The following is a 19,457-nucleotide window of genomic DNA, read 5'->3' on the forward strand; positions in this document are numbered from 1 at the left end:
GAAACCGGGGGTAATTACATAAGTAGTTTTGGTGATGTGGCGCGAGAGTGGGGCGGTAACGGTCTGTCATGTGAAGGTCCAATCGTTACGCCTGTCCAGCTGCCACGCCCGCCCCTTACAGGCCCCTGCAAACGCCTGCCCGCAACCATCAAGCCGCCTCTCCATCATCCTCCGTGAACCCCAAGTTCCGATAGCGCTCGACAAAGGCCTGGATGCGCTGCAGCACCCGTGTCTTGACCTTTTCACGCTCATTACCTGGGGTAAACCGCGACATTGGCGGAAGAATTCGAACAATTCCGGTGCCAAGCGTGCTGACAATGCCGGTGGTCAGCGCCTCTTCAATAAAAGATTGCGCCGTGGGCATCCGCAGCTTCTCTTCAGTGATAATCGCATTGAGCTCTGCCGTGCGTTTGGTTCTGATGAATTCCTCCCACTGCTCGTCAACAGGCTGTGTCAGGCTCACTGTGTTGACGAACTCTTCAATCAGATCGCGCTTGTTCCGCAGCGATGGGCTGGAGTTTGCAGCACGGGAAATCTGAGCACGAATTTCTTCGCTTTCGTCGCTGCCGTGGGTTTCACGGTATTGCTCGACGAGCATGAGAATGTAGTCGACGTTGATTTCGACCTGCTTGATTAGCTCCATCTCGAAGACGACATCGTCATTGATGGACTCCCGGTCCCCGTCGCTTTCAGTACGGAATTCCGCGAACAGGTCGAGGTAGATACTGCGGTAGTCTTGCTCCTGGCGAGGCGTCAACAGCGCGTCATCAGCGAATTGGTCGAAGGAAGTCAGAATGTTTTGGACACGCAGAATCGCGCCGAAAAGCTTGATGAACTCCTTCTTCGCCTTCTCGCCAACAATTACCTTATCCAGCGGGTATTCCTGGAGCAGTCGCTTCACTAGCTTGGCATATTCGGCAAAGTACTCAGCGTAGGGCTTAAGTAGTACCACGCTTTGCGCCTTGGTATCGCCGAAGAGTCGCAGCGCCTGATTTGTGGCGTCTTCGAGGTCTCGGAAGCAGACAATGTTGCCGTACGTCTTGACGGAATTGAGGATTCGGTTGGTACGCGAGAATGCCTGAATCAACCCGTGGTATTTCAGGTTCTTGTCCACGAACAGCGTGTTCAAGGTAGTGGCGTCGAATCCGGTGAGGAACATGTTGACCACGATGGTCATATCGACTTCCCTGTTCTTCATTCGCAGGGAGAGGTCTTTGTAGTAGTTCTGGAATTTCTCGGCCGAGGTGTCGTAGTTGGTCTTGAAATACCCGTTGTAGTCGGCAATCGCCGCTTCCAGGTAATCGCGCGCAACCTTGGGTAACTGCTCGGGCTCCATGCCCTCTTCAAGGAGCAGGCCTGTCTCGTCGGCCACAGCAGTAGCTGCCGGATCGCTCTTCGTTTCGCTTGACGACGGAAGCGTCGGTGACTCATCCTTTTCGGCCTCATTTGGCGCGAATGAGTAAATCATGGCAATCTTCAGGCGCTCTGCTTCTGGCAGTGACGCTTGCGCTTCTTTGAAGAGGTTGTAGTAGGTGTAGGCAGCATCGACAGAAGCGGTGGCGAAGATAGCGTTGAAGCCCCGAACTCGTTGCTCTTTCTTGATTTCCTTGATTCGACCGCGGTGTCGGGCCTTTGCTGAGGCGGATACGTTTTCGACAACACGGTGTTCGTAGAAGGATTCCCGCTTCGTCTTCTGGGCGAAGTGCTCGAGCGTGTAGGCAACGACGTTTTTCAAGCGTGGCTCCGCCAGGAGTGCGCCTTCGGTGTCGATGCCTGTGACTTCCTTGTCCTTAACGTTGCCAACCGAGATGGTGTTGACGTAGTCAATCCGGAAGGGCAGGACATTCTTATCAGTGATGGCGTCAACGATGGTGTAGGCGTGGAGTCGTTTGCCGAAAGTCTGCTCGGTGGTTTTGAGGTTGGCCTTGGTGCCGCTGGTGGAGTTGTCGGCGAAGATGGGCGTTCCGGTGAAACCGAAGAGGTTGTATTTCTTGAACGCCTTCGTGATGGCAGTGTGCATGTCACCGAATTGGGAGCGGTGGCATTCGTCGAAGATGATGACCACGTGCTTGCCGTAGACATCGTGGTGTTTGTTGCCTGCGATGAAGTTAGACAGCTTCTGAATTGTGGTGATGATGATGGCCGCATCGTCGTCTTCCAGCTGCTTCTTCAGCACAGCGGTCGAGGTGTTGGAGTTCGCGGCACCCTTTTGGAAGCGGTCGTACTCACGCATGGTCTGGTAGTCGAGGTCCTTGCGGTCGACGACAAAAAGGACCTTATCTACATGCGAAAGTTTGCTAGCCAGTTGCGCTGCCTTGAATGAGGTGAGGGTTTTCCCCGAACCGGTTGTGTGCCAGATGTAGCCGCCAGCCTTCGTGGTGCCAAGGCGTTCACGATAGTTATTGGAAATCTCAATTCGCTGCAGAATCTTCTCAGCGGCGACGATTTGGTACGGACGCATCACCAGTAGTTCTTCCGCAGCGGTGAAGACGCAGTACTTGGTCAGAATATTGAGAAGCGAGTGCTTGGACAGGAATGTCTTAGTGAAGCCAACAAGATCCCGGATGGGTTGATTGTTTGCGTCAGCCCACCACGATGTGAATTCAAAGCTCTTAGCACCACGCGCCGGGCGGCCTTTTCCTCCCGTTTCTTTGATGTGCAGTTCACGGGTGGTGTTGGAGTAGTACTTTGTCAGCGTGCCGTTGCTGATGACGAACAGCTGCACATAATCGAACAAACCATCACCAGACCAGAAAGAGTCGCGCTGGTAGCGCCTGATCTGGTTAAAGGCTTCACGCAGATCTACGCCACGGCGCTTGAGTTCGATATGCACCATGGGAAGACCATTGACCAGGAGGGTGACGTCGTAACGATTGGACTGTTTTGCACCGCCTTCGTCCTTTCCAACCTCGTATTGGTTAATGACCTGCAGCCGGTTGTTATGGACATTTGCTTTATCCAGCAGTCGGATGTTTTTGCTCGTGCCGTCGTCACGCGTAAGAACCTGAATGTGGTCTTCGTGGATGCGACGGGTCTTTTCCTTGATTCCGTCGTTGGCGCTGGTGACGCAGGTGCGATAGAACCGTTCCCATTCCGCGTCGCTAAACGTGACGTGGTTGAGAGTTTCGAGTTGACGGCGCAGGTTGGCAACGAGGTCTGCTTCGCTGTGGATGGGTAGGTAGTCGTAGGCCTGCGACTGGAGGATGCTGATGAGTTCCTGCTCCAGTTGTGCCTCGGTTTGGTAGTCCTCCGAGGTGCGCTCCTCGGCCTGGTACTCCGCTACGACGGTGCTCTGCTCACCGACAGCAATCGGGTCGTACTTGGTTACTCGTCGCTTGCCGACGCCGTCCTGATTCATGCTGCCAATTCCTTAAAAGTCAGTAGTTGGTCCCGGTAGTGCTCGTATTGCTTCCGGCGAGCTTCAATTTCGGCAGGCAGGCCGGAGGTGAGGTCGTTTACGAGTGCATCGAACTTGTCGAGGATGTTTACGATGCGCTGCTGTTCTTCGAGGGGAGGGATGGGGATAGTCACTCGTTTGATCGCATTAGCATTGAATTGTGGTTGTCCTGCTTTACTGACCAAAAAATTAGCCTGCTGCCAGTAATGATTACTTTGCATGAAGTGCCAAACAAAACGAGGAGTTGCAATCTCTTCATCGACTTTCATTCGAATCAGAAACGAAGCATAAACAGCCTGCTCTTCACCTTCAATGATTGCACATTTGCCATAAGATGCTCCTGTCCGGGCTATTAATAGATCTCCAGGAGAAAGAAAATATTTTTGCTCGACCACTTGGTGGTCAAGAAACTTGCGTTCTTGGTTTCTGATTTTTCCGTTACCATCAATATCCGTAATTCGAAGAAACCTGTAACTTCCTGTTTCTTGGGCAGTCGCAGTTAGGCCGTACCTGAATTCTGCAATATCTTCAAATTTTATTAAGGGGTACGAGTCAGCGTGGATTAGTGTGTCGCGATAGAATCCAATTTGCTTTTTCCTCGCTTCCAGCTCCGCTTCCAGCTCCGCTTCCAGCTCCGCTTCCAGCGATTGGAAGGTGTCGAGGATTTTTACAATCTCATTCTGAATGGCCAGAGGTGGGATTGGGAAGAGAAATTTTCTGAATTTTCTCATATCGACACTCAAAAAGCTTGACTGTGTTGTGTTTCTCTTGCACCACTCAGAGAGGTTGAAGCAGTAATAGAAAATGAATTTTATATCAAAATAGTCTTTGTATTCTGGGTTAATTATGAGAGCGGTAAATCTCTGATTTGAGAGATGTGGAACTGTAATGAGGGCATGTTCGCCAATAGTTGCTGATGTTGCTACGAGAATGGTGTTAGCCGGAAAGGGTTCTCCTTTGACGGCCGACGGATTTATTTTTTGGAGTGACGAGTTTAAAAATCGACCATTTTCTCGAATATCTTCCATCCTGAACCAATCGATGGTGCCTTCGGACCAGAAAGAGGCATTAGATTTCGACGGGGTGTAACCATTTCGGGTTTTGAAAATTTCCCCCAAAGGCTTGTACTCCACACCATTCGGGCAGAGTTCCTCGATGAGCTTTTCGATCTGGTTCACTTCTGCTCCTTCGGTGGTTGCTGAATCTGTTTCTGAACTGCAGTGATTTCCTTGAGGTAGTCCCGCTCCACGCCACTGGGTGGGTATCCATCACAGTTTTGTACTTCTCGTATTCCGCATGGGCCTTCTGTACTGCTTGGCGGTGGGAAACCGTTCCTGCTCCCTCTAAGGATTTACCGCCCACGGAGATAATCACGTCGAGGTTGTAGTGCTCCCGCTCGCGCGAAACTTCCCTTGAACCTTCGAGTTGAACTGTTCGGAATTTCCGAACAGTTGCCTCTGACCTGGGAAGCTCACCTTCCGCAAACACATTCCTAATATGTTCGGAGACGTTCGCCTTTGACGATTGAAACAGCTCCACCATCTGGGCCTGAGTGAGCCACACGGTTTCGTCGACAAGCCGTACCTCAATGCGAGTAGCGCCGTCGTCCGTGCGGAACATCACCAGCTCGCCCGCAGACGCCATGCTCATGTCGCCGTTCGTGTCAGACATCGGTGCGGGTTCCCTCAAGATCTGCCACAATCTCATCGATGGCCTCGCGCAGCTGACGCTGGCGCTCCACGATGCCAACAATCTGCTTATTCAGCTCCACGATGTCAATGACCTCGCGGGTGTCCTCCGGCTCGACATAGGAGGAAACCGCGATGTTGTAGTCGTTTTCTGCAATCTCCTCAGCGGGCACCAGCTTGGTGAAATACTCCACATCCTCGCGGGCAGTGAAGGAATCCAGAATCTTCTTCTGATTCTTCTCATTTAGTCGGTTCTTGTTGCCACTTCGCTCAAACTCTGCGGAGGCATCGATGAAGAGAACCGAATTGTCCTTTTTCGACTTCTTCAACACGATGATGCAGGTCGCGATGGTAGTGCCGAAGAAAAGATCCGGCGGCAACTGGATAACCGTATCCACATAGTTGTTATCCACCAGGTACTTGCGGATTTTCTTCTCCGCGCCGCCACGGTAAAGCACACCGGGGAACTCAACAATTGCGGCAGTGCCGTTCGTCGCAAGCCACGAGAGAATATGCATCGTAAAAGCCAAATCGGCCTTCGATTTCGGGGCCAGGACGCCCGCCGGTGCGTAGCGTGGATCGTTAATCAGCAGAGGATTGTTGTCGCCCTCCCACTTGATGGAGTAGGGCGGGTTGGACACGATTGCCTCAAACGGCTGGTTATCCCAGTGTGCAGGTTCGGTGAGGGTATTGCCCAGCGCAATGTCGAAATTATCGAAGTTCACATCGTGCAGGAACATGTTGATGCGTGCCAAGTTATACGTGGTCAGGTTGATTTCCTGGCCGTAGTAGCCCTCGCGGACACCGCCTTCGCCAAGCACCTTCTTGAATTTCAACAGCAGCGAACCAGAGCCGACAGCTGGGTCGTACACCCTGTTCACGCTCTTCTTTCCCACCACGGTAATCCGGGTCAGCAGCTCAGAGACTTCCTGCGGCGTGTAGTACTCGCCTCCGGACTTGCCTGCCTGAGAGGCGTACATACCCATCAAGTACTCGTAGGCATCACCGAATAGGTCGATGGAGTTGTCATCGGCTTTAACGGTGAGAGGCATATTGCCGATATGCCTCATCAGATCGTAAATCTTGTTATTGCGTTCGATGACCGAGTTGCCAAGCTTGTTGCTGTCTAGGTTGATGTCGTCGAAAAGCCCTTGAAGATCGCTTTCGCTAGCGGTGCCTTTTGCAGATGCTTCGATATTTTTGAATACCTGCTGCAGTCGTTCATTGAGGTTCTCGCGGTAGTGCTCGTCAGCCGCCTGCTTGCAGACGTTGGTAAACAACTCAGAGGGCACAATGAAGTAGCCCTTTTCCTCGACAATGCTGGCCCGGCCCCACTCGGCATCCTCGTCAGAAAGGGAAGCGTAGTCCGCGTCCTCATTTCCAGCGGCACGTTCGCCGTCATCGATGTACTCGGTGAGCTTCTCCGAGATAAAGCGGTAGAACATCATGCCGAGCACATAAGACTTAAAATCCCAACCATCCACGCTGCCACGCAAGTCGTTGGCGATGTTCCAAATAGTCCTGTGCAGCTGTGCCCGGTCTGCGTCACTCATAGTGAAAATCCCCGCTCAATCAGTAAAAATGCTTGAGTTTCCAGTCTAGTGGCAGACGATACGAAGTCAGGGGAGCACGCTCCGGGAGAAACTGACCCCCTACCGCTTCCGCAGCACCAGCACCAGGTTCGACACCGCGAACTCGCGCAGCCCCGGCACGTGCACCATCCACCAGGCCCACCACGGGTGGTAGCGAGGGAATGCGGCCAGCAGTTCGCAGTCGCCAGCATCCGCCGCAGCGCGCGCCCACTTCAACCCTTCACCGCAACCGACCTTGAACAGGGATTCGCCAAAGTAGTTCTTCGGTCGCTTGCCGTGCTTCTTCTCATACATGCGCCGCGCGCGGTCGCCACCCAGGTAATGCGTCATCCCCATCTCGTGGCCGCCGAACGGGCCGTACCAAATGGTGTACGAGTAAACGACCAGTCCGCCCGGCTTGGTTACACGCAGCATTTCCTCGCCCATCGTCCATGGCTCGGGCACGTGCTCGGCGACATTCGACGAGTACGTCAGGTCAAACGCGTCATCGCGAAACGGCAGTTCCAGCCCCGATCCGCGTACCGACGACTCCAGCTTGATACCCGCCGCCGCCATCTCGCCCACATCGGGTTCGCAGGTGTAATATTCCACGCCACGCTGGGCAAATGCTCGGCCAAAGTACCCAGGGCCGCCGCCGACATCAAGGATGCGCTTGCCACGCAGTGCGGTATTCGTCGTAACGCTTGACGACGTGCCCCCTGTGTCCGTCGACCCCGCCGCACCATCCGCCCCAGCTGCGATGCCTTCCAGTAGGCCGATGGTGTCCTCGGCAAGGTGCCCGTAGAAGATATCGGGATCGGTTTGCTCGTATTTGAAGTCGTTGAGCAGCCCGAATGAACGCGACAGTGTAGCAAAGCTGCGCAGCTCTTTCAGAGCGGGCGGGACGATAAAAGCGGGAAAGCGAAAGCTGGTCACGTCAAACAATCTAATGGACTGGTTGGGTTTGGGAGTATGGATTTGAGCTAAAGCGGCAACGAAAGCCGCGCCGAGCGTTAGGCTCATATTGTTATGAAAATCTTACTGTTGTGTTGGCGCGACACTGGTCATCCCGAAGGTGGAGGTAGTGAGCGCTATTTGGAGCGCGTCGCAGGTTACCTTGCCGACCAAGGCCATACTGTGGTGTTCCGCACGGCCAACTACCCAGGCGCACCAGCCCTTTCGCGTCGTGATGGCGTGACTTTCTCCCGCGCTGGTGGAAACTTCTCCGTCTACGTGCGCTCCTGGACCGCGATGCTGGGTGCGCGATTTGGCGTGGGCCCAATTGCCAAGGTGCTCGGCGGCAAGCCGGATGTCGTGGTCGATACCCAAAACGGTGTCCCCTTCTTCGCGCGGATTTTCTCCGGCGCACCGACGGTGCTGCTAACACATCACTGCCACCGCGAACAGTGGCCAGTGGCAGGGCCGATTATTAGCAAGCTTGGGTGGTTCATCGAGTCGCGTCTGTCGCCGATGATTCACCGCCGCTGCCGCTACATCACAGTTTCCGAGCCAAGTGCCGCTGAACTGGTAGAACTCGGAGTGTCGCCGGGGCGCATCGCGGTAATCCGCAATGGTGTGGACCCGATTCCGGAGGAGTTGCAGTCGACTGAAATCATGGCTGACCTGTCCGAGTGCGACGGTCCAGCACCGCATTTGGTGACGCTGTCACGATTGGTTCCGCATAAGCAGATTGAGCACGCCATCGATGTGCTTGCAGATCTTGTACAAGATCGTCCAGGTGCGATTCTCGATGTTATTGGCTCGGGATGGTGGCACGACAACCTCGTGGAATATGCCCGTGACAAGGGCGTTTCGGATCATGTGGTATTCCACGGCCAGGTCACCGAGGCGGATAAACACCGCATCCTCTCCAAGGCGTGTCTGCACCTGATGCCTTCGCGCAAGGAGGGCTGGGGGCTCGCCGTCATCGAATCGGCGCAGCACGGCGTGCCGACGGTCGGTTACCGCTCCTCGGCGGGCTTGCGCGATTCGGTCAACGACGGCGAAACTGGCCTGCTGGCCAGTGATGAAGCTGACCTGATTGCCAAGACACGACAGATTCTCGATAACGGCGAACTGCATCGCGCAATGTCCAAGGCCTGCGTCGCCCGTGCCGCGGAATTTGGCTGGGACAAGACCGGTGAGGCAGTTCTGAATGTCTTGGAAAACCCAACACTGGACAAGCTGCTACCTGCGGCGGGGCAGTAGCGCTTCCTTTACTCCAGTCAGTAGTCCCGCCAGCAGCCCAGCGAGTAGGCAAAGAGTCCAGATTCCAAAGGCTGTCCACGCAGCTGCATAGGCCCCCTGGCTTGGTTGTGTGGCCGGCTCGATAACGCCGGGGACATGGTATAGCTGCAGGTCAGGTGTTTCATAGACGGGGTCTAACGCTGCCACAATGTCAGCGGAGTCGCCGAAGTTGCCGGGCGAATTCTCCACTAGGACCCAGCCAACGCCTTGGTCTCGAAGACTCTGGAGCGCAGACTCAAGCTCCTCGTGTCTCTTCGCACCACCGAGCAGCGTGCGCTCAACGGTTGTGGCTCCCTCGCCAGACACCGACTGCCCAGAGACAATCAGTTCGCCAGAGCTCACCACCGGAGCGGGCAAAATCTTCGTAGCCGGGTCGAGGACAGGACGCCCATTAATAATGCGGTAAGAACCGGCAGGTAGAACCGCAACGCGATCGTCGTCAAGCGCGACCACACCGGAAACCGCCGACCAGCCCTCCCATGACGGAATGGGGCGGAGCGGAGCGACATCGGCGGGCAGCGTGGGGACAGCGGCGATGATGATAAGCGCGCTGACGCCAGTAGCCAACCACTGGCCGATATTGGCGGTGGCGCCGCGAGCGCGGCGTGCCAGGTACTCCGCACCGCTGGCGGCGAGGATGACATACGCGGGGACAGCGAGCGCGATCCACTTCTGCGCATCACGAAGCAGGCCCGCCCCCGGGATGTGCTCGAGCGCCCAACCCATCATCAAAATGCCCGGCGTTGTTGCGGCGAGAGCCACCAGCACGATGGCCGTGGCGCCAGTGATAATCAGCCCCCGCCAGCGCTCCTGCGAATGCCAGACCCGACGGAATCCCAGACCCATAAGCACCAGGAGTGCCAGCACCATAATCGCCGAAAAACCAACCTCGCGCGTCAGTGGCACAGCCTGCTTATTCCAGATGCCACCCAATCCCAACAGGCTGCCGAGCGTGCCGACGTGTGCCTCTGCTCTGGCCGCAAATGCGGCAGCGCCAGCCGCATCGGAGGACCCAGCTGCACTCGGGTTCAGCAAAGATGCCACTAGCCACGGTGAACTGACTGCTACTGTTGTGGCCACAATCCAAGCGCGGTCGCGGTTATTGCGAGCGGTAACAATGCCGGTGATACCAGCTAAAAGGGCACCGGTCGGTGTGAGACCCGCAGCAGCAATGGCACTGGTGCGCCACAAGGCACTACCCATCTGCGTTGCCAGAACAACTGCCGGAAGTAGCAATACGGCGATGACCAGTGACCACTGTCCCTGGAGTAAACGCTCGACCACGAACGGGTTCCAGAGCAGCATCGTCGGTGCAATCAGCTGGCTGGCCAAGCTCGGAGTCATGGGTACAAGGCCCGCACCGGATGCGCTACTGGTGCCCGAGCCGTGGCGAGTGAACCTGCGGGCGAGCTCAGCAGCTGCAAGACCACCAATCAAACAGGCGCCCACCATGCCGAAGCGCACCCAATGGCTGGCATCCACAAAGTAGCCCAGTGCCCACAGTGCGGTGTCCTGCGGAACAGCTCGTGCCGCAGCGGGGCCGAGTCCCAGGGCCGCGTCGGTAAGCGGTGGGTGATTGGGGATGACCATGTCGCGCAGCAGAAACATCGGTGCCCCAAAGCGACCATCAGCCGGGGCCTTGTGAGGCACAAAGAGAGGCCAGCACACGGCAGTGGTCAGCAAGAGAATCCACGACAACACAAAAACCCAGGCGACTCGCTCCGAATGAGAGCGAGCCGACTGGGTCAGAGTAGTGCGGAAACGTTTTGTCACGTGCCCTATATTAAATTATTTTTCGCTTTCCTCAGTGAAACTTAGGGTAAGCGAGAGCCTGTGGCACCGTAGTTTCGCGTCTTAGGCGGACTTGCTGCGAACACGGAAGCCAATCACGATGAGAACCAGGCCGAGGATACCGAGAATCCACGGTGCGACAGTGCCACCGATAGTCAGCGACTTACGGGCTTCCTTAGCGCGGTCCATCTGGCGGCCCTTGGAGCCTTCGTCCCACTGAGCGGTGTACTTCATTGCGGTACGGTTCTGCTCCTTGGCCTCCTTTTCACGGCCAGCCTTGGAAGCAATTTCTTCCGCTTCCTTGTCGTCCTTGGCGTAGAACATGAACATCTCTTCAGTACCGTTGACGATCACGCCAGAGGTCGGCTCGACGCGGACAGTACGGACGTTGGTGTAGTAACGATCCAACTCGACGTCGTCGTCACCCTCCAGGCCCCACTTGTGAGCCGGGAAGCTCAGGCGCATGGAAGCCAGCGAGGACTTGTCAGCCTCGGTGAGCTTGCGGCCGTCGCGAGTGAAGTGCTCGGTCAGGGACTCGTAGAGGTTCTGCGGCGGAATGGTCATGGAGTACTTGTAGACCTTGACGCCATCCTGAGTTTCCTCACCGACGAAGTCAATCTCGAAGTTACGCATCGCCTGGACGTCGTAGTACGGGTAGGACTTCTTCTCAGCACCAAACGGGAACTGGTACTGGATGCCCGGACGGGTGAATGTCGGCGGCTTGGTGTCCGAACCACCCTGCGGTGCGTTAATAGCAACGCTGGAGATCGGGTCATCTACCGGGTACGCAGTGCTGCGGTCAACAGTGATGCGGTCGAGGGTCGCATTGATGAGGTTCTTCGGCTCTTCGCGGTCATCGCGCAGCAGAGTGGTACCGACCTGGAGGGTTGCAATCTTGTCGTCAGCCGGCTCCTCAATCTCAACGTGGCGCTTCGACTGCATCGGAGTCTTGTCGTTGATGAAGCAGTGGACCGGGAGATCGCGCTTCTCTTCGTCCGTTTCTGCCTTGCAACGCGGGTCATTCTTGCGGTTTGGCGTTGGCTCATTCTTGCCCAGCTGGCTGGAGTCCAACAGAGTGCCGTCGCGCACCTCCGTGATGGTATCGCTCACAGTGTCAAGTGGGATGACCCGGAGGCGAGGCACCAGGAAGGTTGGCAGAAGGACGGCAATGACAATCAATGCAGCACCGATGATAATCAGTGCATGTCCGAGAGTTCTCTTCATCAGCGGATAGTCCTTTAACTGTACGTAACTTTCTGCTGCAAAACCTAGCAGGAAGTTAGGAGTTATGGGGTGTGTTTTTTAAAAATAACTTGTCGGGAAAACAAAAGAGTTTTGGAAAAACCGGCCTGAACAGGACTTATTTCATAATAAAATACAAGTGATTTTACTCATTCCGGTATCCGTGTAAGAAAGTACTATGACGTCCAAGGCATTTGCGGCAGCGCCAAACGCTGGGCAAGACACAGCGTCGAGCTCTGTGCCGAACTCTACGCCGAGCACTGCATCCAGCTCGGGATCGACCACTGCATCGAGCTCTGCCACCACATTCCGCCCAGGCTTCCTGCCTTCGCTGGAGGGGCTGCGAGCTGTGGCTTCGATGGGCATCATCGGTACGCACGTCGCATTCCAGACCGGGCATGATGTGGGAGCCCTGTGGGAGCGTATGCTCGGCCGCTTCGACTTCTTCGTGGCCGTTTTCTTCGTGCTGTCCGGATTCCTGTTGTGGCGTTCTCACCGCTCGGGTTACGGCGGAATTCCCCGTCGTAAAGCATTGGCCGATGCCGACGGCGGACGGAAGAAGAGCTGGGCGAAGTACTACAAGAAGCGCGTCGCGCGCATTATGCCCGCGTACTGGGTGCTAGTGCTTATTGTGCTCATCGCACTGCCGGTGGGGCGCGGCGCGGATCTCAAGATTTGGCTAACAAATCTGACGCTGACACAGGTGTATTTCTCCGGCTCGCTGCACGGTGGGTTGACGCACCTGTGGTCGTTGTCGGTGGAGGTCGCGTTCTACATCTCGCTGCCGCTGTTTGCCATTGGGCTTAGCCGGTTGGACCCGCATCGCCAGCAGGGGCGCCGCATAGTGGCAATTTCCCTGCTTGCGATCTTGAGCTTCGGCTGGCCCTACCTGCCACTGCCGTACCCAGAAGGCGTTAACCCACATATTCAGCCGATTGCCTACTTTTCCTGGTTCGCAGCTGGCATGATTCTCGCCGAGCTGGAATCGCTCCAGGGCGTCGATACCGATGCCGCCCGCGCGAAGGTGGAAACCATGCAGCGCTGGGCACGCCGCCGTTCGCTGTGGCTGGCGATCGCCGTTGGTGCGCTGGTCCTGGCTTCCTACCTGGGGCCCGAAGGGCTAGTCGAGCTCACCAACTGGGAATTCATCCGCCGCCTGCTGTGCGGGCTGGTCTTCGGTGCCGCCATCATCGGCCCCTGGACACTGGCCCCGGAGTCTCGCTTCCTTGAACACCCCATCATGCAGGCGCTAGGGCGCTGGTCGTACGGCATCTTCCTCTGGCACGTGGCGATGCTCTCCATTGCATTCCCGCTGCTAGGCGTGAAGCTATTTACCGGCCATCTGCTCAGTGTCACCATTGTCACGGTCGCACTGTCGATTCCGGTGGCCGCTGCCTCCTACGCGCTCGTCGAGGAACCTGCCCGCCGCTTCTTCGCACGCGTCTGGGTCAACCGCTAACGGCTTTTAATCAGCGGTGTTGTCGGTGTCGCTAGCATCTCTGTCGGTGTCGTCATCAGCACCGCTACCGGAAAGCATCGAGCAGCACGCCACGATTGTCAGCGCCGCCGTCAGTAGTAACTGAAGCGGCCAGCCGGCACCGGCGTAGTCATCCTTTGGCCATGGGTTCGCCGCCAGCACCAAGCCCGCAATCGACATCGTCGCAGCAAGTGCCACAGTTAGTCCGTTCCGCACGTTCAGCCATGGCTTGACGACGTCCCCACGCTTCCGTGCCCAGAAAACCGCACCAAGGGTAGCGGCAACCACGACGAGGGCAACGACCACACCAGGCCAGCTGGATACCAGGGTCACTGTCGCGGCAGCCGCAATGCCAATAGCCGCCCGCGGCAAGTCATTGCCCAGCGAAGATACGGAAATCGGGGCGGTGAGAGCGAATCGTCGCCAAGCGAAAGCCAGCCCCACAGCGACCAGTGCGTACACAGCTGCGAGTGCGCCGCCTGCGAGGATTCCAGTACGCCAGGTCTGCTGCGGTGGATAGGTCAGCTCGACTGCACCACCAATTCCAGCCGGAATTGTCCAACCCTGCTGCCAACCAGAGACCGTTACCGGCTTCATGGCGGCACCTCCGACACGAAGCTCGTGGCCGGCATTGACAGAGATTGGCAGCCACACGATGCGATCGTGGTCGGCAGGGTCAATAGGACTGTTCAGGTCGATTGGCGTGGCTTTCTGCTGCTCGGCTGACGGCGCGAAGTAGTCAGTCGAGGTGAGCGATACCCAATCGGACTTGGCGTCGATGCGCCATGGACCCGGCGAGAGCTCAATCTCTTCACCACAGGTCAGCTCGCGGTGATCAGAACCGTCACCTCGCTGGAGGCTGGCCCACGGGTCTCCGATGCTGTTGCGACAGGTATCAGCATCGACCTTCACCTTTACCGGCTTCGGAACGGTGAACAGGCGCACCAGCGTGCCCTCGTGAATCTCCTGGCCAAAGACCCAACGCTGAGCCAGCGACGAGGAATTCGGTACCACCGGGACACGAACCGGCGTGAGGTCCTCTGCTATATCCTCGGCGGAAAGTCCCGCCTCTTCATCGGAATCGGAGTTGGTGGATTCGAATGCGTCGAAGCCAGTGTCCCGCTTTGGAATCACCAGTCCTAGCTCGGAGATAGCAAACCCCACAGGAGCAATCTTTGCTGTGATGCGCACAGATGTGGTCTTGCCGCCGGGCAGCGGAATGTGGGTCGTCTCACCCGGGACCAACTGTACGGAGCTGGAAGCCGTATCGGTCTGGATGCGCAGTTGCGCCGGAACGCGAGCACCGGTCAGGCTGAGCACTGCGTTATCGGTCGGTTCCTTCCACGACAGCTTGACCCACTCAGCCTGACTCTTGCCTGCCAGGGGTTCCCACCAGGTAGAGGTGTCGCCGTCGAGCATTGCGTTGACCGAGTGGTCAGCCGATGCACCACCGACGTTGTATGGCTCAGAGGCCGACGATGAAACCTCAATTGTGGCGCGACCCGTTGCTGTCTGCGTCAGTGGCAGTCCCGCGACGGGGTAGTCCGGAACGAGGTTGCGGACATATGAGTCCTCGTCTTCGGCCAGGATTGCCGACTCCGCTCCGACGACTTCACCATAGTTGCGGCCGCGGCGTGCGGGAGTGTCGGTGACAGTGCCGGCGTTCTTACCGGACAGGATGCGCACCGGGGCATCGGAATCGACCTCATCAAGCCGCGGGAGCACTTCAGGACCACCGGCGACCAGCGGCACCTGTGTAGTGTCCACCAACCGCGGCGAAAGGGCGTGATTGCGCAGCTCCTTCGGGCCCGCGCCCCAAATCTGGATAGCGGTATGGCCGTCCTCGTCCGTGAACTCCGCCACCTTTTCCATGGTCGGGGAGTCCTGCAGCGTGGAGGTGATGGCGCGCGGCGAATCGCCCCTCGAGGTAACTCTCAAGTCGTGGCGGACCAGCACATAGCCGATGCCATTGTTGCGCAGGGTGGCATCCAGTGCCGGTACCTCGCGGCCCCGAGTCAGCGAATTGCGCAGACCATCGAGGCCGCGAATCGCCTCTGGGGGTACTAGCGGCACGGTATCGCGGACGGCCCAGGGCACGTCGGCAAGCGGCTGGAGCGGTTCGTCGCGAGTATTGCCCCATGTCTGATCAGCAAACGGAGATGACGGCATCACCAGCGTGCGGGTGTCCTCGCCCTGCTCATTCAGCCAGTCGGCCGCTTCGTGCCAGTAGCCCGGAACCTCGGAAAAACCGCCTGCCGGAGCGAGACGGGCGCTCCACGCAGGTGCGGTGGCACTGGCGATAACCACCAGAACCAGCATCGATGCGATAGCGCGCGGGTGCTTCTCAGGGTGCAGCCACTGCTGCCAGCCAGTGGCTGCTGAATCGCTCGCCGTCTCGTTCTTGTGCTCGTTCGCCGGCTCTCGCCACGGCCATGGCAGCTGGGCTGTCGCATGAGCGAAGCCGATAACAAGTGGCAGGCGCACAATTGTGTCGAATTTGTGCAGGTTGCGTACTGCTGCGAGCGTGGAATCGAGCACCTCTCGAGCCGATTCCCACACCAGCCCGAATGGCTCCGTCCAGGCCGCCACGATGACAAGCCCGATCAGCAGCATCATCAGCCACATCCGACGCAGCGGCAGTGAGCGCATGACCAAGCCAAGCAGACCAATCGCCGCCACAGCCAGAGTGGCGTAAATGAGGATGGGCTCCGCGACCAGAGCATTTCCGCCGACTCGCTCGAAAGAGACAAACGGGGTCCACGAAGTGGAGCCGCGGAGCGTTTCGCCGAGACTCAACCAACGAGTGGTCACGCCGGAGGACTCAATGTAGTCCGTAAACGGTGGCGAGTACTTGCCCAGCAGTAGTAGAGGCACAATCCACCACATGCTGACCGCTGCACACGCAGCCAGCCAACCGCCGAGCATCGCCCACGCACGCCCGCGACGAGGCCCCGTAAAAGCGAAGAAGAGCAGCATTAGACCTGCGGGGATGCAAGCCGCCGCTGTACTGACCGCATTGACCGCGCCAGTGCACAGTACCGCTAGACCGGACAGCAATACGGCGCGGGCAGTCGCGCGCCAGGGCAGTTCCTCGCGCCGGGCCGCGACCCGCAGGAGCGGAAGCAGAATCCACGGTGCCAGCGCTACGGGCCAGGTCTCGGACGAAATCGCGCCCAACGTCGTAATCACCCGCGGCGACAACGAGTACAACAACGCCGCCAGTACGCGAGAGGTATGCGTGCCGACGCTTATAGCTTCAGCCACGCGATATGCGCCGGTAAAAGCCAAGCAGAGAGTAAGACTCCACCACAGCGCCTGGATGATCCAGCCGGGCGCTAATACATCGGGCAGCAAACTGAACAGGGCGAAGAATGCGCCCTGTGGAAAGAGATAGCCATATGCCTGGTTTTGAAGCTGTCCCAGCGGCATGGTGTCTGACCACATGTTGAGCGAGGCGGACAAAAACCCGATGGGGTCTTCTGTCAGGTCGTGCTTTGTGTCAGCGACAGTCTTGCCGGGGGACTGGATGAATGCCAGCAGGCACAGCAAAACCCACCAAGGTACAAGCACGCGCTTACGCGCTCGAACAAAGGTGGGCATAGCGTTAAAGGAGGGTTAGCGTTAAAGACTTAACGCTGACCGTACTCGACACCGCCAAGCAGAGCGTCATCGGTGGAAACAGCCTGTGCTTCCGGAATTCGGTCTTCGGTCAGAGCCTGGCCGATGCCGAAGATAGCGGCACCACCGAGAAGGGCGCCAATGAGCGCCGAGGCCAGGGCAGGGCCAACGCTACGACGCTGCTCGGAATCAGTTTCGTATGCCATGTTGAGGACTCCTCGTGTGCATTAAGTCAATACTGTTTATAAAACTACACTCTGTGACATCTGTAAACCAGTGAAACAGCTGGGAATCTCTCCCTGCCTTGAATTTTGGGTGGTTTCAGCGGTCATTGAGTTTCTTAGTTGAGAGATTAACCCATTTTCTATCAGCTAAGTAAGTTTTTAAAAATTTTCTAGAAATTATTCCTTTTCCCCGGGAACGACGAGGACCGGGCGGCCAGCATTCTTCAGCAACGCGTCAGAGGTCGAGGCGGTAAACAGACCACGCAAGCCAGTCACACCGCGAGTGCCGGAGATAATCACGCCCGCATCGAGGTCGTGAGCTGCATCGACGATGGCCGACCAGATAGTAGTTTCAGTCTCTACCAAGTAGGGCTCCGCGACGAAGCCGGCCTCAGCGGCAATCTGCACACCCTCACGGCAAATACGGACGGCCTCGTCGTGAGCGGGATCGCCGTCTTCAGTAGTGGCGTCCCAGTCGGGCTGCATCATGCCAGAGGCGCCAGCAGTGCGTGCTGCAGCACGCTGTAGAGGCTCCCAGGCCGTCAGAATGTAGGCCTTCTTAACGCGCAGCAGTTTTCCGGCGTAGGCCAGCGCCCGCTTGGCTTCGTCGGAGCCGTCGTAGGCAATGAGCATGGAATCAGAAATCGGTTCAACCATTTTCAGTTCAATCCTTACGTCAGAGATAGCCGAAAAACTGTCAATAGATACAGAAAAAGAGATGTCGCTGTAATCCAGGATAGGACAACAGCGACATCGAGTACGTCAATCTTTAAAGCTACTCCGAACGAGCGGCTTGAATCAGATAGAGAGTCATTAACAGAAAGCGGTAACGTCCACTGTTATGGCAGCAGAACAAAATCCAGGGCAACCTCAATCAAAAGTTCCTGGGTCCTCGAAGAACGCCATTGCACTCGGCGTCCCCGTCCTTGTCATAGCCGTAATCGTTGCGGCGCTGAACTTGCGACCGAGTATCGCGTCGATCGGTCCGGTGCTCGATCAGCTCCTCTCCGACCTCGGCGCATCCTCCGCCTTTGGTGGTCTGATTACGGCCATTCCGGGGCTCGCGTTTTTCGCGATTGGGTTGTCCGCGGTGTCCGTCGGCAAGCGCATGGGTTTAAGCGGCGCACTCACACTGTCTGCAGCGTTGCTATTCGTCGGTCTTGCGGTGCGCCCGTGGGTGAGCAGCATCTGGCTATTCCTGTTGTTTACTGCGTTGTCGGTTGCTGGCATTGCGCTGGGAAATGTGCTGCTACCTGCGTGGATTAAGGTGCACGGCGGTCGCCATACGGTCGTGCTGATGATGCTGTACTCCAGCATGCTCGCCCTCGGCGGTGGACTGGGGCCGGCGACGGCATTTTTGATTAGCGATTCTCCCGAGACATCTGCAGGTGGTATCGAAATGTGGCGCTGGGCGCTTGCCGCATGGGCAATCACCGCCCTGGTGCAGCTCGTCGTGTGGTTGCCGCTGCGTGCACGCATCGGATTCGACTACCCGAAGGCGCCGGTCAGTGCCTCGGCAAGCACACCAATCTGGAAGTCACCGACAGCCATTGCACTGGCAGTTTTCTTCGGCGTGCAGTCGATGAACGCCTACGTGCTCATGGGCTGGATGCCGAAAATGCTTATCGACGCAGGTATCAGCGTAAACATAGCCACTGCAGCGTCCATGATTGTTCAAGGGTTGGGCATCATCGGCGGGCTGCTGATGCCGCCGCTGATTGCACGGCTCCGCACCATGTCCTACGTTGCCTTTGGTCTCGGCTGCCTTTTCTTCCTCGGCTATGTGTTGATGATTTTGATTGACCAGCGGGGAACGGCGGAAACTGGTGCTGGATACGCGATTGGGGCTGCGTTCCTGCTGGGTGTGGGTGGTTTTTGTTTCCCCATGGCCATCGCACTGATTCCGGGCCGCACGCGCAGCCACGAGCTGACCGCGCGACTGTCCGGCTTCGTGCAGCCAACCGGCTACATCTTCTCCGCAGTCGGCCCCTTCCTGGTAGGCGTGGCCGCCGGAACCGCGGAAACATGGACACCGATTCTGGTCGTGCTGCTTGGCACCACGGTGGTGCTAGCAGTGCTTGGGTTGATTGTCGGTCGGCCAACGTACATTGATGACGAACTGGCCGACCGTGGTATCGGCGAAAAGAAGCCGGGACGTATTCAGCTCGACTGAATTTAGGGGAGTTAGCTCCACTGTATTTG

At 57.3% G+C, this 19,457-nt stretch carries 13 protein-coding genes; 3 read left to right on the forward strand and 10 right to left on the reverse strand.

The genetic code is table 11. The annotated features are described in order from the left end of the window. Positions 1-148 precede the first annotated feature (148 nt). The 5 genes from HMPREF2857_RS02840 to HMPREF2857_RS02855 all read right to left on the reverse strand — a co-directional run bounded on the left by HMPREF2857_RS02840 (position 149) and on the right by HMPREF2857_RS02855 (position 7,592). Positions 149-3,358: a type I restriction endonuclease subunit R gene (locus HMPREF2857_RS02840; protein WP_070642666.1), complete on the reverse strand. Its 3,210-nt coding sequence runs from the start codon at positions 3,356-3,358 to the stop codon at positions 149-151. Further along, positions 3,355-4,575 (reverse strand): restriction endonuclease subunit S, encoded by a 1,221-nt coding sequence (locus HMPREF2857_RS02845; protein WP_070642667.1) that lies wholly within the window; start codon positions 4,573-4,575, stop codon positions 3,355-3,357. Before HMPREF2857_RS02845 ends, HMPREF2857_RS02840 begins: the two co-directional genes overlap by 4 nt. Then, positions 4,466-5,068 carry a virulence RhuM family protein gene (locus tag HMPREF2857_RS11075; protein WP_246819587.1) on the reverse strand — a complete coding sequence of 201 codons (603 nt, stop codon included), beginning with the start codon at positions 5,066-5,068 and terminating at the stop codon, positions 4,466-4,468. The genes HMPREF2857_RS02845 and HMPREF2857_RS11075 overlap by 110 nt, the downstream gene beginning before the upstream one ends. After that, positions 5,061-6,638 carry a type I restriction-modification system subunit M gene (locus tag HMPREF2857_RS02850; RefSeq protein WP_049191026.1) on the reverse strand — a complete coding sequence of 526 codons (1,578 nt, stop codon included), beginning with the start codon at positions 6,636-6,638 and terminating at the stop codon, positions 5,061-5,063. Before HMPREF2857_RS02850 ends, HMPREF2857_RS11075 begins: the two co-directional genes overlap by 8 nt. Positions 6,639-6,737: 99 nt before the next feature. Further along, positions 6,738-7,592: a class I SAM-dependent methyltransferase gene (locus HMPREF2857_RS02855; RefSeq protein WP_246819589.1), complete on the reverse strand. Its 855-nt coding sequence runs from the start codon at positions 7,590-7,592 to the stop codon at positions 6,738-6,740. A 93-nt stretch (positions 7,593-7,685) separates the two neighbouring features. Between HMPREF2857_RS02855 and HMPREF2857_RS02860 the strand changes: the two genes are divergently transcribed. Next, positions 7,686-8,864, forward strand: a complete 1,179-nt coding sequence (locus tag HMPREF2857_RS02860; protein ID WP_070642668.1) for a glycosyltransferase family 4 protein — start codon at positions 7,686-7,688, stop codon at positions 8,862-8,864. Here the strand turns inward: HMPREF2857_RS02860 and HMPREF2857_RS02865 are convergent. Next, the gene (locus HMPREF2857_RS02865; RefSeq protein ID WP_070642670.1) at positions 8,844-10,676 is read right to left on the reverse strand and encodes an MmpA family trehalose lipid delivery protein; all 1,833 of its coding nucleotides are present in this window, start codon (positions 10,674-10,676) and stop codon (positions 8,844-8,846) included. The genes HMPREF2857_RS02860 and HMPREF2857_RS02865 overlap by 21 nt on opposite strands. Before the next feature lie 81 nt (positions 10,677-10,757). Then, positions 10,758-11,918, reverse strand: coding sequence for a cell envelope lipid trafficking protein PgfA (locus HMPREF2857_RS02870; protein WP_048734381.1), 1,161 nt, complete (start codon positions 11,916-11,918; stop codon positions 10,758-10,760). A 196-nt stretch (positions 11,919-12,114) separates the two neighbouring features. Between HMPREF2857_RS02870 and HMPREF2857_RS02875 the strand changes: the two genes are divergently transcribed. Beyond that, entirely contained in the window at positions 12,115-13,395 is a 1,281-nt protein-coding gene (locus tag HMPREF2857_RS02875) for an acyltransferase family protein (protein WP_069358923.1), read from the forward strand. Positions 13,396-13,401: 6 nt separating this feature from the next. On the opposite strand, the gene HMPREF2857_RS02880 is transcribed toward HMPREF2857_RS02875, so the two are convergent. The 3 genes from HMPREF2857_RS02880 to HMPREF2857_RS02890 form a co-directional block, all read right to left on the reverse strand. Next, positions 13,402-17,013: an alpha-(1->3)-arabinofuranosyltransferase domain-containing protein gene (locus HMPREF2857_RS02880; RefSeq protein WP_070642672.1), complete on the reverse strand. Its 3,612-nt coding sequence runs from the start codon at positions 17,011-17,013 to the stop codon at positions 13,402-13,404. A 29-nt stretch (positions 17,014-17,042) separates the two neighbouring features. After that, on the reverse strand, positions 17,043-17,237 hold the full coding sequence (locus HMPREF2857_RS02885; RefSeq protein ID WP_005510537.1) for a DUF2613 domain-containing protein: 195 nt from the start codon (positions 17,235-17,237) through the stop codon (positions 17,043-17,045). 195 nt (positions 17,238-17,432) lie between these two features. Then, positions 17,433-17,912 (reverse strand): universal stress protein, encoded by a 480-nt coding sequence (locus tag HMPREF2857_RS02890; RefSeq protein ID WP_005510532.1) that lies wholly within the window; start codon positions 17,910-17,912, stop codon positions 17,433-17,435. 184 nt (positions 17,913-18,096) lie between these two features. Between HMPREF2857_RS02890 and HMPREF2857_RS02895 the strand changes: the two genes are divergently transcribed. Next, entirely contained in the window at positions 18,097-19,428 is a 1,332-nt protein-coding gene (locus HMPREF2857_RS02895; protein ID WP_083310488.1) for an MFS transporter, read from the forward strand. Positions 19,429-19,457: the final 29 nt, after the last annotated feature.

Source organism: Corynebacterium sp. HMSC076C10, assembly GCF_001812455.1.
GTDB classification, from domain to species: Bacteria; Actinomycetota; Actinomycetes; order Mycobacteriales; family Mycobacteriaceae; genus Corynebacterium; species Corynebacterium jeikeium_D.

What these genes read in the sequence shown, in the direction of transcription:
- HMPREF2857_RS02840 (WP_070642666.1), bottom strand. Translation starts at nt 3,358, where the DNA reads ATGAATCAGGACGGCGTCGGCAAGCGACGAGTAACCAAGTACGACCCG.
- HMPREF2857_RS11075 (WP_246819587.1), bottom strand. Translation starts at nt 5,068, where the DNA reads ATGTCTGACACGAACGGCGACATGAGCATGGCGTCTGCGGGCGAGCTG.
- HMPREF2857_RS02850 (WP_049191026.1), bottom strand. Translation starts at nt 6,638, where the DNA reads ATGAGTGACGCAGACCGGGCACAGCTGCACAGGACTATTTGGAACATC.
- HMPREF2857_RS02860 (WP_070642668.1), top strand. Translation starts at nt 7,686, where the DNA reads ATGAAAATCTTACTGTTGTGTTGGCGCGACACTGGTCATCCCGAAGGT.
- HMPREF2857_RS02870 (WP_048734381.1), bottom strand. Translation starts at nt 11,918, where the DNA reads ATGAAGAGAACTCTCGGACATGCACTGATTATCATCGGTGCTGCATTG.
- HMPREF2857_RS02875 (WP_069358923.1), top strand. Translation starts at nt 12,115, where the DNA reads ATGACGTCCAAGGCATTTGCGGCAGCGCCAAACGCTGGGCAAGACACA.
- HMPREF2857_RS02880 (WP_070642672.1), bottom strand. Translation starts at nt 17,013, where the DNA reads ATGCCCACCTTTGTTCGAGCGCGTAAGCGCGTGCTTGTACCTTGGTGG.
- HMPREF2857_RS02885 (WP_005510537.1), bottom strand. Translation starts at nt 17,237, where the DNA reads ATGGCATACGAAACTGATTCCGAGCAGCGTCGTAGCGTTGGCCCTGCC.
- HMPREF2857_RS02890 (WP_005510532.1), bottom strand. Translation starts at nt 17,912, where the DNA reads ATGGTTGAACCGATTTCTGATTCCATGCTCATTGCCTACGACGGCTCC.
- HMPREF2857_RS02895 (WP_083310488.1), top strand. Translation starts at nt 18,097, where the DNA reads ATGGCAGCAGAACAAAATCCAGGGCAACCTCAATCAAAAGTTCCTGGG.